Source organism: Bacteroides sp. DH3716P, assembly GCF_025914115.1.
Taxonomy (GTDB): domain Bacteria; phylum Bacteroidota; class Bacteroidia; order Bacteroidales; family Bacteroidaceae; genus Bacteroides; species Bacteroides ovatus.
In genome coordinates this window covers 804,264-821,148 of the sequence record NZ_CP083673.1, presented here as the reverse complement: position 1 = coordinate 821,148, position 16,885 = coordinate 804,264, and the positions used below count along the sequence as shown (strand labels likewise).

The window sequence follows — 16,885 nt, the reverse complement described above, 5'->3', positions numbered from 1 at the left end:
TCTTCCAAAAGCCAGCCTTGAAATATTTTCGTCTTATCTACTATACACTTCCGCTTTTTTTCGTACTTTTACCCCTTGTTGGAAAGAAGTGCCTTTTCAACCCTTGAGAACAGAAAAAGAAAAAACAATATATAAAATGAATCACAAATGGAATTATCGACCCATTACACCCGAACAGGCAGAGACAAGCCAGACATTGGCCCAGGAACTAGGGATTAGCCCGATACTTGGACAACTTTTGGTGCAGCGGGGAATTACAAAGGCAGCAGATGCCAAGAAGTTTTTCCGCCCGCAATTGCCCGACCTGCATGATCCGTTCCTGATGAAGGATATGGATATTGCAGTAGAACGTCTGAACAGGGCGATGGGAAAGAAAGAACGTATTCTAATTTATGGAGATTATGACGTAGACGGTACTACTGCCGTAGCATTGGTCTACAAGTTTATTCAACAGTTCTATTCGAACCTTGATTATTACATACCCGACCGATACAATGAAGGGTATGGCATTTCTAAAAAAGGAGTGGACTATGCCGCAGAAACCGGTGTAGGACTGATTATTGTACTCGATTGTGGAATTAAAGCAGTAGAGGAAATCACTTATGCCAAAGAGAAAGGGATTGATTTCATCATCTGCGATCATCATGTACCGGATGATGTGCTTCCGCCTGCCGTAGCTATTCTGAACGCCAAACGCCTGGACAATACGTATCCGTACACTCACCTTTCCGGTTGTGGAGTCGGCTTCAAGTTTATGCAGGCATTCGCTATCAGTAATGGTATCGAGTTCCACCACCTGATTCCTTTGCTGGATATTGTAGCTGTGAGTATTGCATCGGACATCGTTCCGATTATGGGTGAAAACCGTATCCTCGCCTACCACGGTCTGAAGCAACTGAACAGTAACCCGAGCATTGGTATGAAGGCTATTATCGACGTATGCGGACTTTCTGAAAAGGAAATCACCGTCAGCGATATTGTGTTTAAAATCGGACCGCGCATCAATGCATCAGGACGTATTCAAAACGGAAAAGAAGCCGTAGACCTGCTGACGGAAAAAGATTTCTCGATAGCGCTTGAGAAAGCCGGACAAATCAACCAATACAACGAAACCCGGAAAGACCTCGACAAGAGTATGACGGAAGAGGCAAACAACATCGTTGCCAATCTGGAAGGATTAGCCGATCGCCGCTCCATCGTGCTCTACAACGAAGAATGGCACAAAGGAGTGATTGGTATCGTAGCTTCCCGTCTGACAGAAGTGTACTACCGCCCTGCCGTGGTACTGACCCGGACGGATGATATGGCAACAGGCTCCGCACGTTCAGTTTCCGGCTTTGACGTATATAAAGCAATCGAGCATTGCCGCGACCTGCTGGAAAACTTCGGGGGACATACATACGCCGCCGGACTGTCGATGAAAGTGGAAAACGTGAATGCCTTTACCAAACGATTCGAAGAATACGTTTCACAGCATATCTTACCGGAACAAACCAGTGCCGTTATCGAGATTGATGCTGAAATAGATTTCAGGGATATTTCATCCAAGTTCTTCAGCGACCTGAAAAAGTTTAATCCTTTCGGTCCTGATAACACGAAACCTATTTTCTGCACTCATCATGTTTATGATTACGGAACAAGTAAAGTGGTGGGACGCGATCAGGAACATATCAAACTCGAACTGGTCGATAATAAATCGAATAATGTAATGAACGGTATCGCGTTCGGACAGAGCTCACACGTACGTTATATCAAAACGAAACGCTCGTTCGACATCTGTTACACCATTGAAGAAAACACGCACAAGCGTGGTGAAGTACAACTTCAAATCGAGGATATAAAGCCGATTGAATAAGTATCAGGAGATATTAAAGCAATATTGGGGATATGACTCCTTCCGCGACTTGCAGGAGGAGATCATCACCAGTATCGGCGAAGGCAAAGATACACTGGGACTTATGCCGACCGGAGGCGGTAAGTCCATCACTTTTCAAGTGCCTGCTCTCGCCCAGAAAGGGATTTGCATTGTCATTACTCCTCTCATCGCCCTGATGAAAGATCAGGTGCAAAACCTACGTAAACGCGGCATCAAGGCGCTTGCCATCTATTCAGGCATGACACGGCAGGAGATTCTCACTGCTCTTGAGAATTGCATCTTCGGTAATTATAAATTCCTCTATATTTCTCCGGAACGTCTGGACACGGACATATTCCGTACCAAACTGCGATCTATGAAAGTCTCCATGATTACGGTCGACGAAAGTCACTGTATCTCACAATGGGGATATGACTTCCGTCCTGCTTACCTAAAAATTGCCGAAATACGGACATTGCTACCGGGAATTCCGGTACTGGCACTTACGGCGACCGCCACTCCGGAAGTAGTGAAGGATATTCAAGCTCGCCTGGATTTCCGTGAAGAGAATGTTTTCCGCATGAGCTTCGAACGGAAAAACCTGGCGTATATCGTCCGGCAAACGGATAACAAAACTCAAGAGCTGTTGCATATCTTACGAAAGATACCCGGCAGCGCCATTATCTATGCCCGCAACAGACGGCGCACCAAGGAAATCACCGAGTTACTGGTAAACGAAGATATTACCGCCGACTTCTATCACGCCGGACTGGATAATGCCGTAAAAGACCTCCGGCAAAAACGCTGGCAAAGCGGAGAAGTTCGTGTAATGGTAGCTACAAACGCCTTTGGAATGGGGATTGATAAACCCGACGTGCGTATCGTATTGCATCTCGATCTCCCCGACTCTCTCGAAGCTTATTTCCAGGAGGCCGGTCGTGCAGGAAGAGACGGTGAAAAAGCGTATGCTGTAATCTTATACACCAAAACGGACAGAACGACGCTGCACAGGCGCGTTGTGGATACTTTCCCCGACAAGGAGTATATTCTCAATGTCTACGAACATTTGCAGTATTACTATCAGATGGCAATGGGCGACGGTTTCCAATGTGTCCGCGAGTTTAATCTGGAAGAGTTTTGCCGGAAGTTCAAATACTTCCCGGTTCCGGTAGACAGTGCACTGAAAATATTGACTCAAGCCGGCTATCTGGAATATACGGACGAACAGGATAATGCCTCTCGTATTCTTTTCACGATTCGCCGGGACGAACTATACAAATTGCGAGAAATGGGAACGGAAGCCGAAGCACTGATACAGACGATTCTCCGCTCTTACACCGGAGTATTCACCGACTATGCCTATATCAGCGAAGCAACCCTGTCCATACGTACCGGACTGACCCGCGAACAAATTTATAATATACTGGTCACGCTTACCAAACGTCGTATCGTGGATTACATTCCGCACAAAAAGACACCTTATATTATATACACCCGCGAACGGCAGGAACTTCGTTTTGTGCATATTCCTCCTTCCGTCTACGAAGAACGCAAAGCCCGGTATGAAGCCCGCATCAAAGCGATGGAAGAGTATGTCACTTCGGAGAATGTGTGCCGGAGCCGGATGCTGCTCCGTTACTTCGGAGAGAAGAACGAGCACAACTGCGGACAATGCGATGTTTGTCTTAGTCACCGTGCAACCGATGCCCTGACCGAGAATTCTTTCGATTTCGAGGAACTGAAAAAGAAAATATCAGAATTACTCACCCAGAAACCGCTGACACCAGTAGAAATAGCCGATAAGATAGAAGCGGAAAAAGAGAGCATCAGCGAAGTCATCCAATATTTATTGGAGGAAGGTGAATGGAAGATGCAGGATGGAATGATACATATTTCAAAATAAGTTACTACCTTTGCAAAGTAACTCAAAAATAACACACCATGCCGAACTTTTTTAAATCTTTCTTCTCCGGTAAGTCGGAAACTCCGGAAAGTGAAAAACAGAAAAACGATCAGAAAAATTTCGAGATTTTCAAATACGACGGTTTACGTGCGCAACGCATGGGACGTCCAGATTATGCAGTAAAATGTTTTATTGAAGCTCTTGCCATCAAGGAAGAGTTTGAAACAATGGGCTATCTTAGCCAACTCTATATCCAGATGGGGGAAACGGCAAAGGCCCGCGAGCTATTGGAAAAGATGGCTGCTATGGAACCTGACGTCACAAGCACTTTCCTGACACTGGCCAATGTATGCTTCATCCAGGAAGATTATCAGGCTATGGAAGAAGCTGCCAATAAAGCGATTGCCATCGAAGAAGGAAATGCCGTGGCTCATTATCTATTAGGGAAAGCCCGTAAGGGACAGGATGACGACCTGATGACTATTGCCCATCTCACCAAAGCAATCACTTTGAAAGATGATTTCATTGAAGCTCGCCTATTACGTGCGGAAGCTTTGATGAACCTGAAACAGTATAAAGATATGATGGAAGATATAGATGCTGTGCTCGCCCAGAATCCGGAAGAAGAGACAGCCATGCTCCTGCGCGGAAAAGTGAAAGAAGCAGACGGCAAGGACGAAGAGGCAGAAGAAGATTACAAACTGGTGACGGAAATAAACCCGTTCAACGAACAGGCATACCTTTATTTAGGGCAACTTTATATCAACCAGAAAAAACTGACGGAAGCCATCGGCCTGTTTGATGAAGCCATCGAGCTGAATCCGAACTTTGCGGAAGCCTACAAAGAACGCGGACGTGCTAAATTACTGAATGGTGATAAGGACGGTTCGGTAGAGGACATGAAGAAATCTCTGGAATTGAATCCGAAAGAGGAAGCTGGTCTGAACGGAGAATTCAAGAACCTGGGACCAAAGCCTGAAGCACTTCCCGGCATCTTTTAAGTATCCTTTTCATCTATTTTAGGCAAGAAAACAAAAAAAGTATCGTTTTTTGTTTGCATCTAACAGAAAATTATTACTTTTGCCCCAGAATTAAAAACCAAAGCAAAAAAGATAGATTCTAATGAAATCATTTACTTATGCATATTACTTCTTTTTTTACTTTTACTTTAGCAACAAAGTAGAGCGGGAGTTTGTATGTATCAAGTGACAGTGATGCTTAAGGACTGAATAGAGAAATCAATCATATGAATCCCGCTCCAATATGGACGCGGGATTTTTTTATATAATATATTTAGAACAATGAAAAAGATAGCAATTCAAGGAACACTCGGCTCATATCATGATATCGCCGCACACAAGTACTTCGAGGGAGAAGAAATAGAGTTAATCTGTTGTGCCAACTTCGAAGATGTGTTTACTTCGATACGGAAAGACAGCCAGGTTATCGGAATGCTAGCCATCGAGAATACGATTGCGGGAAGTTTGTTGCACAACAATGAATTGTTGAGACAAAGCGGCACACAGATTATCGGTGAATACAAACTGCGCATCTCGCACAGTTTTGTCTGTCTCCCCGATGAGAACTGGGAAGATCTGACAGAAGTCAACTCCCACCCTATCGCCCTGATGCAGTGTCGCGAATTTCTGAATCAACATCCGCAGTTGAAAGTGGTGGAAGGTGAAGACACGGCCCGCAGCGCAGAAATCATCAAGAATGAAAATCTGAAAGGACACGCTGCCATCTGCTCCAAAGCAGCAGCTGAACGTTACGGCATGAAAGTCCTTCAGGAAGGTATTGAAACGAACAAGCACAACTTCACCCGTTTTCTGGTTGTTGCCGATCCCTGGCAAGTAGACGAACTCCGCCAACATCATGCCAATGCAACCAACAAGGCAAGTATCGTATTCACTCTTCCACACACGGAAGGCAGCCTGTCACAGGTTTTATCCATTCTATCGTTCTATAATATCAATCTGACAAAAATTCAATCGTTGCCTATCATCGGACGGGAATGGGAATACCAGTTTTACGTAGATGTAGCTTTCAACGATTATCTAAGATACAAGCAGTCTATTGCTGCAATCACTCCATTAACCAAAGAACTTAAATTATTAGGCGAATATGCAGAAGGAAAGTCAAACGTATAAAATCGCTCCTGCCGACAGATTGGCAAGTGTAAGCGAATACTACTTCTCAAAGAAGCTAAAAGAGGTAGCACAGATGAATGCAGAGGGAAAGGATGTTATCAGCCTCGGTATCGGAAGCCCCGATATGCCTCCCTCAAGGGAAACCATCGAAACATTGTGCAACAATGCTCATGATCCCAACGGACACGGTTACCAACCGTATGTAGGTATCCCTGAACTGCGCAAAGGCTTCGCTGCCTGGTATCAACGCTGGTATGGAGTGGAACTGAATCCGAATACGGAGATACAGCCTTTAATCGGCTCTAAAGAAGGAATTCTCCATGTTACGCTGGCATTCGTCAATCCGGGTGAGCAGGTGCTAGTCCCGAATCCGGGATACCCTACCTATACTTCTTTGAGTAAAATACTCGGAGCGGAAGTTATCAACTACGACCTGAAAGAAGAGGATGGCTGGATGCCTGACTTCGAGGCACTGGAAAAAATGGATCTTAGCCGTGTAAAACTGATGTGGACCAACTATCCCAACATGCCGACGGGAGCCAATGCAACTCCGGAAATCTATGAACGTCTCGTTGACTTTGCCCGTCGCAAGAATATCGTAATTGTGAATGATAATCCATACAGCTTCATTCTGAACGAAAAACCTATCAGTATCCTAAGTGTACCGGGAGCCAAAGACTGTTGCATCGAGTTCAATTCTATGAGCAAGAGCCACAATATGCCCGGCTGGCGTATCGGCATGCTGGCGTCAAACGCGGAATTCGTACAATGGATATTGAAAGTGAAAAGTAATATCGACAGCGGTATGTTCCGTGCTATGCAACTGGCTGCAGCAACTGCTCTTGAGGCCGAAGCGGACTGGTATGAAGGCAATAACGAGAATTACCGCAACCGTCGTCACTTCGCCGGTGAGATTATGAAAACATTGGGATGCACCTACGACGAAAAACAAGTAGGAATGTTCCTTTGGGGAAAGATTCCCGCTTCCTGCAAAGATGTAGAGGAACTGACAGAAAAGGTGCTGCATGAAGCAAGAGTGTTTATCACTCCGGGATTTATCTTCGGCAGTAACGGAGCAAGGTATATTCGTATCTCACTTTGTTGCAAGGACAATAAGCTGGCAGAAGCTCTGGAAAGAATTAAAAGAATCTAACCTCTCCCAAAGAGAGAACGACAGTAGAATGAGACAGAACAATTTCAATGAAAACAAGTTATTAAAAGAATAAAAACAAATAAGAATATGGAACTCGAATCAATTTTATTACCGGGCGTTGAAGCTAAAAGACCGATTGTCATTGCCGGCCCGTGTAGCGCAGAAACAGAAGAACAAGTAATGGATACAGCCAAACAACTGGCTGCTAAAGGACAAAAAATATATCGTGCCGGAATCTGGAAGCCGCGTACCAAACCGGGAGGTTTCGAAGGTATCGGTGTAGAAGGTCTTGCCTGGTTGAAAGAGGTGAAGAAAGAAACTGGAATGTATGTTTCTACAGAGGTAGCAACAGCCAAACACGTTTACGAATGTCTGAAAGCGGGAATCGATATTCTTTGGGTAGGTGCACGCACCACTGCCAATCCTTTCGCCGTACAGGAAATCGCTGACGCACTGAAAGGGGTTGATATCCCTGTATTGGTTAAGAACCCGGTGAACCCGGATCTCGAATTATGGATCGGAGCACTGGAACGTATCAACAACGCTGGTTTGAAGCGTCTGGGTGCTATCCACCGAGGTTTCAGCAGTTATGACAAAAAGATCTATCGAAATCTTCCCCAATGGCATATTCCTATCGAACTACGCCGCCGTATCCCTAATCTTCCGATTTTCTGTGATCCGAGCCATATCGGTGGAAAACGTGAGTTGGTAGCACCGCTTTGCCAACAGGCTATGGACTTGAATTTCGACGGTCTGATTGTAGAAAGCCACTGCAACCCGGATTGCGCATGGAGCGATGCTTCTCAACAAGTTACTCCGGACGTACTCGACTATATCCTCAATCTGTTGGTAATCCGTACGGAAACACAGTCTACCGAAAGTCTGGCACAGCTCCGTAAACAGATTGACGAATGTGACGACAATATCATTCAGGAATTAGCAAAAAGAATGCGTGTGGCACGTGAAATCGGTACTTACAAAAAAGAGCACGGAATCACAGTCCTTCAAGCCGGACGTTACAATGAGATTCTGGAAAAACGTGGCGCGCAGGGCGAACAATGCGGTATGGACAGCGAGTTTATGAAGAAGATTTTCGAAGCCATCCACGAAGAATCAGTTCGTCAACAGATGGAAATTATTAATAAGTAGTTAGAGTAGTCAAGTAGTATCTACTACTTACTACTTGACTACTAAATAATAAACATTATGAGAATATTAATCCTTGGAGCTGGTAAAATGGGCTCCTTCTTTACTGATATTTTGAGCTTTCAACACGAGACGGCCGTGTTCGACGTCAACCCGCACCAGTTGCGTTTCGTCTATAACACGTATCGTTTCACTACATTGGAGGAGATTAAGGAATTTGAACCGGAACTGGTTATTAATGCTGTTACAGTGAAGTACACGTTGGATGCCTTTCGCAAAATACTGCCTGTATTACCGAAAGACTGTATCATTAGTGACATTGCCTCTGTAAAAACAGGATTGAAGAAGTTCTATGAAGAAAGTGGTTTCCGCTACGTTTCCAGTCACCCTATGTTTGGCCCGACTTTCGCAAGTCTTAGCAATCTAAGCAGCGAAAATGCCATCATCATCAGTGAAGGCGACCACCTGGGAAAAATATTCTTCAAAGACCTCTACCAGACATTACGGTTGAACATCTTCGAATATACATTTGATGAGCACGACGAAACAGTAGCCTACTCGCTTTCTATTCCGTTCGTATCGACGTTCGTATTTGCTGCCGTAATGAAACATCAGGAAGCCCCGGGAACTACGTTCAAAAAGCACATGGCAATCGCCAAAGGGCTGCTAAGCGAAGATGATTACCTGCTTCAGGAAATACTGTTCAACCCACGCACTCCGGGACAAGTGACTAATATCCGGACAGAGTTGAAAAACCTTCTCGAAATCATCGAAAACAAGGATGCGGAAGGTATGAAAAAGTATCTGACGAAGATCCGGGAAAAGATTAAATAATCAATACCGGTGCCAAGATTTAACGATCCCCTGCAAAAAAGTTCTTTGCAGGGGATTTTTTTATGTGTACCTTTGTATCCGCAAAAACGGATTCACAGGAGAAAGAATGATAGATCAAATTACCATAGACCGGATATTGGACGCGGCACAAATTATGGATGTCGTTTCGGATTTTGTCACCCTGCGCAAACGTGGTGTCAATTATGTCGGTTTATGTCCGTTCCACAGTGATAAAACCCCTTCTTTTTATGTCTCTCCCGCCAAAGGATTATGCAAATGTTTTGCTTGTGGAAAAGGTGGAAATGCCGTGCATTTCATTATGGAACACGAGCAGATGTCTTATCCGGAAGCATTGAAGTACCTTGCCAAGAAATATAATATTGAAATCAAGGAGCGGGAATTAAGCGATGAAGAGAAGTTTGTGCAAAGCGAACGCGAAAGTCTGTTTATCGTTAATAACTTTGCACGCGACTATTTCCAGAACATACTAAAAAATCATGTAGACGGGCGTAGCATCGGTATGGCCTATTTCCGCAACCGTGGCTTTCGCGACGACATCATTGAGAAATTCCAATTAGGTTACTGCACTGAAGCCCACGATGCATTCGCCAAAGAAGCAATCCAAAAAGGATATAAGAAAGAGTACTTGGTAAAAACAGGACTTTGCTACGAAACGGACGACCACCGGTTACGGGATCGTTTTTGGGGACGTGTTATTTTCCCTGTACATACGCTTTCCGGCAAAGTGGTGGCTTTTGGCGGACGTGTACTTGCCAGTGCAACGAAAGGGGTTAAAGTCAAATACGTCAATTCGCCCGAATCGGAAATTTACCACAAAAGTAACGAGTTATACGGTATATATTTTGCCAAACAGGCTATTGTAAAACAAGACCGTTGCTTTTTGGTTGAAGGCTACACGGACGTAATCTCCATGCATCAATCCGGCATAGAGAATGTGGTTGCTTCCTCGGGAACAGCCCTTACACCGGGACAAATCCGTATGATTCACCGGTTCACCAACAACATGACTGTGCTTTACGACGGCGACGCAGCAGGTATCAAGGCTTCTATCCGGGGAATTGACATGTTATTGGAGGAAGGTATGAATATCAAAGTCTGTCTTCTTCCCGATGGGGACGACCCGGACTCTTTTGCCCGCAAGCACAACTCAACGGAATTTCAGACTTTTATCTCGGAACATGAAACGGACTTTATCCGCTTCAAAACGAACTTGCTACTGGAGGATGCAGGAAAAGATCCCATCAAGCGTGCGGAACTGATTGGTAATCTGGTGCAAAGTATTTCTGTCATCCCTGAAGCAATTGTCAGAGACGTCTATATCAAAGAATGCGCGCAGCTACTTCATGTAGAAGATAAGCTGCTAGTATCAGAAGTTGCCAAAAGACGGGAAACTCAAGCAGAGAAGCGAGCTGAACAAACGGAACGGGAACGCCGGATGGCTGAAAGAACGGCTATGATGTCACAGGGCAGCACACCTCCTGAAGATGTTCCAATACCTAATGGAGATATTCCGTTACCTCCTGAAGTGGATGGCGGATATACAGATGTTCCTCCTGCTCTGCAGGAAGACAGTTATGCTTCCTTTATTCCGCAGGAAGGAAAGGAAGGGCAGGAATTCTACAAATTCGAGCGACTGATATTACAGGCGGTAGTTCGTTATGGAGAGAAAATCATGTGTAACCTGACCGATGAAGAAGGAAACGAAATTCCGGTAACCGTCATAGAATATGTGGTTAATGATCTGAAAGAGGATGAGTTAGCCTTCCATAATCCGCTGCACCGCCAAATGTTATCGGAAGCTGCTGCACACATGCACGATTCCAACTTCATTGCCGAACGTTATTTCCTGGCACATCCTGATCCGGTAATCAGTAAATTGAGTGTAGACTTGATTAATGTGCGTTATCAGCTTAGTAAATATCACTCCAAGTCCCAAAAGATTGTGACGGATGAAGAGCGGCTCTATGAAATGGTTCCGATGTTAATGATTAACTTCAAGTATGCAATCGTAACAGAGGAATTGAAGCACATGCTTTATGCCCTCCAAGATCCTGCTCTTGCCCATGATAATGAGAAATGCGACTCACTTATGCAACGCTATAATGAGTTGAGAACCGTACAAAGCATCATGGCAAAGCGGTTGGGAGATCGCGTCGTTTTACGATAAGCTTATTTGTTTAGTAAGCAGAAAACGGATTATACTCTTCCGTGTTGAATCAGATTCATAAACTCTTCACGAGTCTTTGCCTGATTGAAAGCTCCGGTAAAGTCAGAAGTAGTAGTAATAGAGTTTTGTTTTTCTACACCACGCATCTGCATACACATGTGTTTGGCTTCCACCACCACCATTACTCCCAGTGGATTCAGCGTTTCCTGAATGCACTCTTTGATTTGCAGTGTCATGCGTTCCTGCACTTGCAGACGATGAGAGAATATATCGACTACACGGGCAATCTTACTCAACCCTGTGATATAGCCATTAGGAATATAAGCCACGTGCGCCTTTCCGTAGAACGGCAACATGTGATGTTCACAAAGAGAGAAGAAATCGATATCTTTCACAATCACCATCTGGCTATATTCTTCCTGGAATTTAGCGGAGCGAAGCACTTCGTGAGGGTCCATGTGATACCCTTTCGTCAAGCTTAACATCGCCTTAGCCACCCGTTCCGGAGTTTTCAATAACCCTTCCCTTTCGGCATCTTCACCCAACAAAGTTATAATACTACGATAATGACTCTTCAACTCCTCCAGATTCGGAGAAACAATTTCTTCTTTTTCTAACATGATACAATTATAAAGGAATATTGATCTGGTCTCTTACAATAGAAACCTCTTTAAACACACCGGTAGCTTTCAACCGACGCATCATTGCGTCCGCTTCTTCAATGCTACGGAAATCACCTACACGACAAAGCCAACGAGGCGGATTGAACGAAGTATATACCGTCAATTCAGGAAAATACTCTTTCACACGCGATGCTACATGATAAGCATCATTCTTCGCCTGACGAGTATTGTTACCGGCATACGCCTGGATTCTGAATCCGGAAGTCTTTATTACTTTCTGTTCACCTGTTGCAGGACGTTCCATACCTATCAGAGCCTCGATGCGGGGATCTTGATGGATAGTCACCTTTCCTTGCCCCGGAATGTTACGTTCCAAACTCTTGATAATACTTTGCGCTTGCGCAAAAGTAGCTGTCAAAACAAACAATAGGGTAAGTAAAACTTTCATTATTAAACAGTTGATTGTTGATAAATGATAAATGACAGTTAGAGAATGACAGTCGGAAAATGATAGTTGAAAAGATAAACGATAGTCGATAGCAGGCTATAGTACATAGCAACTATCAACTATCATTTATCAACTATCATTTAATTGAAGGCATCAATGATACCTTTGAAATCAGATACTTTCAAAGCAGCACCACCAATCAAACCACCATCAACGTCCGGGTTAGCGAACAGTTCTTTAGCGTTAGAAGGTTTGCAACTACCACCGTAAAGGATAGAAGTATTGTCTGCGATTTCTTTACCATACTTGTTAGCTACGATAGAACGGATGAAAGCATGGATTTCCTGTGCTTGTTCAGGAGAAGCAGTTTTACCTGTACCGATAGCCCAAACCGGTTCGTAAGCCAATACAATCTTAGAGAAGTCTTCAGCAGACAGAGAGAATACAGATTCCATCTGTGCAGCTACCACTTCGTTCTGCTTGTTAGCTTCGCGTTCTTCCAACACTTCACCGATACAGAAAATCGGAGTCAGACCGTTAGCCAAAGCCAATTTTACTTTTTCTTCCAGGATAGCAACTGTTTCACCGTAGTATGCACGACGTTCAGAGTGTCCCAGAATTACATATTTTGCACCTGTAGAAGCAACCATTTCAGCTGAAACTTCACCTGTATATGCACCTGAAGCTTTGTCTGCACAGTTTTCAGCACCTACACCGATCTTTGCAGCGTCTACCAACGGAGTAACAGAAGCCAGGTGGATAAACGGAGTACAGATGATTACATCACAGTTAGGCTTTTCGTTAGCCAATGCTTCGTTCAATTCTTTAGCCAAAGCGATACCCTCTTGAAGGGTTTTGTTCATTTTCCAGTTTCCTGCAACAATGTTCTTTCTCATTTTGTTTTTTATTTTAAAGGGTTAATAAATTTACGATTTCACGATTGACAATTGAACGATCGGAATTAGCGTTCGTTACAGAGGCCGCTCGTTATCATTTATTTTTTTTATTCTTGTTCTTCTATTTTCGGATTCTCCGTTTTTAATTCTTTGCTTTTCATCTCTTCCTCTTGTTGCTTCCGCTTCGCGTTTTTCCGTTCTCTGCGGCGAACGACCAAAACATCCACCCCAAGCACTAACAACAATGGAATAACAAACCATAAGAATACATATCCTACCGTATGAGTGTCACTGCTCACCTTCTGCTTTCCTAACGGCAGATTTTCCAGTTTGTCCGTCAGCACATATTCATCCGGTATATCCTCATCGCTCCATTTATTCAAAATTGTTCCGTTCTTAATCAACATCAACCCCGGGTTGGAACGAACCATCGTCTTCAAAGTAATATCATCCATTTGGCAGAAAGGATATTCGGCTCCTGTCTTGTCCTTCCACAATTCTATCTGTTCCTCCGGTGAAGAAGTGAGGCAATAGAATTTGTAGCCATGCTCCACCGAATAGTCATATATCTCATTAATCAAATCAATGTTACTATCATCCGCCTCTTCAATGCGATGGGCAACCAACAGGAAAGTATATCCTATATCTGTCAATACATCGTTTGTTATATCTTCCCCCGTATTCAGATCTATCATAGAGAAATCGTGAATAGCCGGTTCATATCCTTTTTCCTTAAGGATAGTACGCGTATCGACAAATGTCCAGGTACTATCCGGATAGTTATCCAACGTAAATTCTTTCTGCTCTCCGTTCTTCTCCAGGATAAAAATGCTTTCATATACGCTTGGTTTGGCTCCTTCGGGCATTGTCATTCCTTCCAGGATATTCTTTCCGATCTTGTAAGGACGAAAGTCTAAAACAGGCAAACGGTCCAAGCAATAGAACGATAAAGTAAACACAAAAAACAGTGTATAAAGAGAAACCAGCCATTCCATCTTCACACTGATAAAACGAATCAGCATCCTCCTGTGACGGAAAGCCATTATTGCCGCAAATAGCAGAATGATATTCTTTCCAAATGTTTCCCAATTTGTCAACACCCAGGCATCACCAAAACAACCGCAGTCCGAAACCGGATCAAAGATGGCAAGATACAAGGTCAGTGGCGTCATGAAAATCATCAGCATCAAAGCCAATGAGGTAGCCAATGTTCTTCTTGTTGCAAAGAACAAAGAGATACCTATAAAAAACTCAACGGCAGATAAAACGATACCTCCCAATAAAGGGAAGAATGAAGGGAACCAGGAAGCCATTCCGAATGCAGTCAGATAATCCTGTATCTTATACTGGAAACCCAGCGGATCAACTGCCTTTACAAATCCGGAAAAGATGAACGATGCCGCCAAAAGAAAGCGACACATATTCGCCACTACCTCCTGAATGATATGTAAGTTCTTATCCTTCAAATTCTATCTTAATCAGTCCGAAAACAGAGTAATTAATCATATCCATATAATTGGCATCAATACCTTCTGACACCAATGTATTGCCGGCCAAGCTCTCAATCTGCTTGGTACGGTAGATTTTCATCAGAATCAAGTCTGTGTAAGAGCTGACACGCATGCTCCGCCAGGCTTCATCATAATCATGATTCTTGGCAAGCATCAGTTCTAATGCCTCTTTTGCATACTTATCGTACAAAGCCATCGCTTCTTCATTGCTGATGTCGGCAGACTCGGCATACCCCAGTTCCAACTGGATAAGTCCGACAATGCCATAATTGACAATCGCAATAAACTCGGCACGGATTCCCTCGTCAATCAGGGTTACTCCTTTGGTTTCAATACTACGAATCCGATTGGCTTTAATAAAAATCTGGTCAGTCACCGAAGCCGGACGCAGGATACGCCATGCAGGTCCGTAATCGTGCAGCTTCTTGGAAAATAAGTCACGGCACAAAGCGATGACATGTTCAAATTGTTGCTTGGTATCTTTCATCTTCTTCCAAATAGTGCGCAAAGGTAACAATAATTAAGTAAAAACAGAAAGAGGGCACTCTAAATTATATTAAAGTGCCCTCTTCTAAAGATATTGTATTACTGTTTTATAAGCTATATTTTTTATGAACAACGCAAAACCTGTCCGATACGCAAAGTAGTAGTCGGTTTGATACGGTTCAGTTTGCAAAGTGTACTGACTGATACGCCACGCAATTTAGCAATGCGGGACAATGTATCGCCACTCTTCACCTTGTGATAACGGATGGTACCGTCAGCCACTTGAGTATCATGAGAACCAGCACGCTTCACGCCTTTTGCTTTGCGGAACGTATAAGTATCGGCAACGATATCTTGTTTCGGGAAGTCGAACATATAAATCGGATTAATTGCAATCCCCAGGAAGCGGGTTTCGAAATGAAGATGCGAACCAGTAGAACGTCCGGTGTTACCACCCAAACCGATTACTTCTCCGGCTTTCACTAATTGGTTTTCTTCAACCAATTGTTTTGATAAATGGCCATACACAGTTTCCAATCCATTATCATGACGGATAACAACATATTTTCCATATCCTCTACGCTCATATTTTACGATACGTACTTTACCGTCAAAAGCAGCTACGATAGTATCACCTATGTTCACTTTCAAGTCCAACCCATTATGCATTCTTCTCCAACGAGGACCGAAAGGCGAAGTAATTTTTGTACTTGGAGTTGGCATGTGGAAACCTGTCAGGTCGATTGTATACGTATCAGGGATAATAGCATTTCCGTAAGCATGCACATACTGGTTGTTCCAGTTTGGATAAAGACTTAGGGCGGGATATTCGGACTGTTCGGCACGGATTTGCTTCTGCAAGGCCAAAGAGTCTACTGATTTTAATTTCTTGTCTATCGGTGCTTGGCGGGCAATCAAGTCTTGCGAGAAAGAGCTCAGACTGACCATAGCCGCAACAGCGACCAATCCTGTTTTAATAATGCTAAAATTCATTCCTTCTTTGTCAATTCAATTAATATTCGTCGTTTGCATACAGGTAATCAAATGTAGCCTGCTTGTAATCGAATATTTCTTCCGGTTTAAAAAATCTCGTTAATTCAATAGCTGCAGTCTCCGGAGAATCGGATGTATGAACGATATTCTCTTGAAAGCTCATACTGTAATCCCCGCGAATGGTGCCTGGAGCAGCTAAACGTCCATTAGTCGGTCCCGCCAACGTACGGACTGTTTGAATAGCATCCACACCTTCGAAACAACAAACAATGACAGGAGTTGCCATCATCGAATCTTTCACACGCTGAAAGAAAGGTTTGCCGCTAAGGTGGGCATAATGTTCGCTTAACAATTCATCAGTCAGTTGCATCATCTTCATGCCGGCCAACCGTAATCCTTTACGTTCAAAGAGATGAGTAATCTCACCAACCAATCCCCGTTGAAGGGTACATGGTTTTAAAATGACCAGCGTTTTTTCAAGCATAATACTCGACTTTGCAAATGGTTAAACAATACATTTACTAAAAAAATTCCCCCAAAGGTAGTATTTTCCTATGAAAAGGCAAGAGAGTTATTAACTATTTTTCAGATGCTTAGTACAAAAAGAGGGAACAATTGAGCCGTTAAACTCCTATAAATAGGGAGAATAGGGACAAAATATGTTTTGCAACACATTTACGCAAATAAACTGCATGTTTA

The 16,885-nt window shown here is 43.6% G+C and carries 15 protein-coding genes; 8 read left to right on the top strand and 7 right to left on the bottom strand.

All coding sequences use genetic code 11. The features are described from left to right. Nucleotides 1-136 precede the first annotated feature (136 nt). The 8 genes from recJ to dnaG all read left to right on the top strand — a co-directional run bounded on the left by recJ (nucleotide 137) and on the right by dnaG (nucleotide 11,229). On the top strand, nucleotides 137-1,855 hold the full coding sequence (gene recJ / locus KQP79_RS02820) for a single-stranded-DNA-specific exonuclease RecJ (RefSeq protein ID WP_004305474.1): 1,719 nt from the start codon (nucleotides 137-139) through the stop codon (nucleotides 1,853-1,855). Next, the gene (locus KQP79_RS02815; RefSeq protein WP_061447554.1) at nucleotides 1,848-3,758 is read left to right on the top strand and encodes an ATP-dependent DNA helicase RecQ; all 1,911 of its coding nucleotides are present in this window, start codon (nucleotides 1,848-1,850) and stop codon (nucleotides 3,756-3,758) included. Before recJ ends, KQP79_RS02815 begins: the two co-directional genes overlap by 8 nt. Nucleotides 3,759-3,796: 38 nt before the next feature. Next, nucleotides 3,797-4,759, top strand: a complete 963-nt coding sequence (locus KQP79_RS02810; protein ID WP_004297267.1) for a tetratricopeptide repeat protein — start codon at nucleotides 3,797-3,799, stop codon at nucleotides 4,757-4,759. 300 nt (nucleotides 4,760-5,059) lie between these two features. Next, nucleotides 5,060-5,908, top strand: coding sequence for a prephenate dehydratase (locus tag KQP79_RS02805; protein WP_004297266.1), 849 nt, complete (start codon nucleotides 5,060-5,062; stop codon nucleotides 5,906-5,908). Next, entirely contained in the window at nucleotides 5,883-7,061 is a 1,179-nt protein-coding gene (locus KQP79_RS02800; protein ID WP_004323592.1) for a pyridoxal phosphate-dependent aminotransferase, read from the top strand. The genes KQP79_RS02805 and KQP79_RS02800 overlap by 26 nt, the downstream gene beginning before the upstream one ends. A gap of 87 nt (nucleotides 7,062-7,148) precedes the next feature. Then, nucleotides 7,149-8,210 (top strand): bifunctional 3-deoxy-7-phosphoheptulonate synthase/chorismate mutase type II, encoded by a 1,062-nt coding sequence (locus KQP79_RS02795; protein WP_004297264.1) that lies wholly within the window; start codon nucleotides 7,149-7,151, stop codon nucleotides 8,208-8,210. A gap of 57 nt (nucleotides 8,211-8,267) precedes the next feature. Beyond that, nucleotides 8,268-9,041 (top strand): prephenate dehydrogenase, encoded by a 774-nt coding sequence (locus KQP79_RS02790; protein ID WP_004297263.1) that lies wholly within the window; start codon nucleotides 8,268-8,270, stop codon nucleotides 9,039-9,041. Nucleotides 9,042-9,147: 106 nt separating this feature from the next. After that, entirely contained in the window at nucleotides 9,148-11,229 is a 2,082-nt protein-coding gene (gene dnaG, locus KQP79_RS02785) for a DNA primase (RefSeq protein ID WP_004305478.1), read from the top strand. A gap of 29 nt (nucleotides 11,230-11,258) precedes the next feature. Here the strand turns inward: dnaG and folE are convergent, their stop codons facing one another. The 7 genes from folE to ndk all read right to left on the bottom strand — a co-directional run bounded on the left by folE (nucleotide 11,259) and on the right by ndk (nucleotide 16,670). After that, nucleotides 11,259-11,849, bottom strand: a complete 591-nt coding sequence (gene folE, locus KQP79_RS02780; protein WP_004297261.1) for a GTP cyclohydrolase I FolE — start codon at nucleotides 11,847-11,849, stop codon at nucleotides 11,259-11,261. Between the two features lie 7 nt (nucleotides 11,850-11,856). Next, on the bottom strand, nucleotides 11,857-12,300 hold the full coding sequence (locus KQP79_RS02775) for an SPOR domain-containing protein (RefSeq protein WP_004297260.1): 444 nt from the start codon (nucleotides 12,298-12,300) through the stop codon (nucleotides 11,857-11,859). A 140-nt stretch (nucleotides 12,301-12,440) separates the two neighbouring features. Further along, entirely contained in the window at nucleotides 12,441-13,196 is a 756-nt protein-coding gene (tpiA, locus tag KQP79_RS02770) for a triose-phosphate isomerase (RefSeq protein WP_004297259.1), read from the bottom strand. Nucleotides 13,197-13,303: 107 nt separating this feature from the next. Then, nucleotides 13,304-14,662: a BT_3928 family protein gene (locus KQP79_RS02765; protein WP_234120518.1), complete on the bottom strand. Its 1,359-nt coding sequence runs from the start codon at nucleotides 14,660-14,662 to the stop codon at nucleotides 13,304-13,306. Further along, nucleotides 14,652-15,194 (bottom strand): DUF1599 domain-containing protein, encoded by a 543-nt coding sequence (locus KQP79_RS02760; protein WP_015532310.1) that lies wholly within the window; start codon nucleotides 15,192-15,194, stop codon nucleotides 14,652-14,654. Before KQP79_RS02760 ends, KQP79_RS02765 begins: the two co-directional genes overlap by 11 nt. 122 nt (nucleotides 15,195-15,316) lie before the next feature. Continuing rightward, a complete protein-coding gene (locus KQP79_RS02755) occupies nucleotides 15,317-16,186 on the bottom strand; it encodes a peptidoglycan DD-metalloendopeptidase family protein (RefSeq protein ID WP_004307844.1) in 870 nt (289 codons plus the stop codon). Nucleotides 16,187-16,205: 19 nt separating this feature from the next. After that, nucleotides 16,206-16,670, bottom strand: a complete 465-nt coding sequence (gene ndk / locus KQP79_RS02750) for a nucleoside-diphosphate kinase (protein WP_015532309.1) — start codon at nucleotides 16,668-16,670, stop codon at nucleotides 16,206-16,208. Nucleotides 16,671-16,885: the final 215 nt, after the last annotated feature.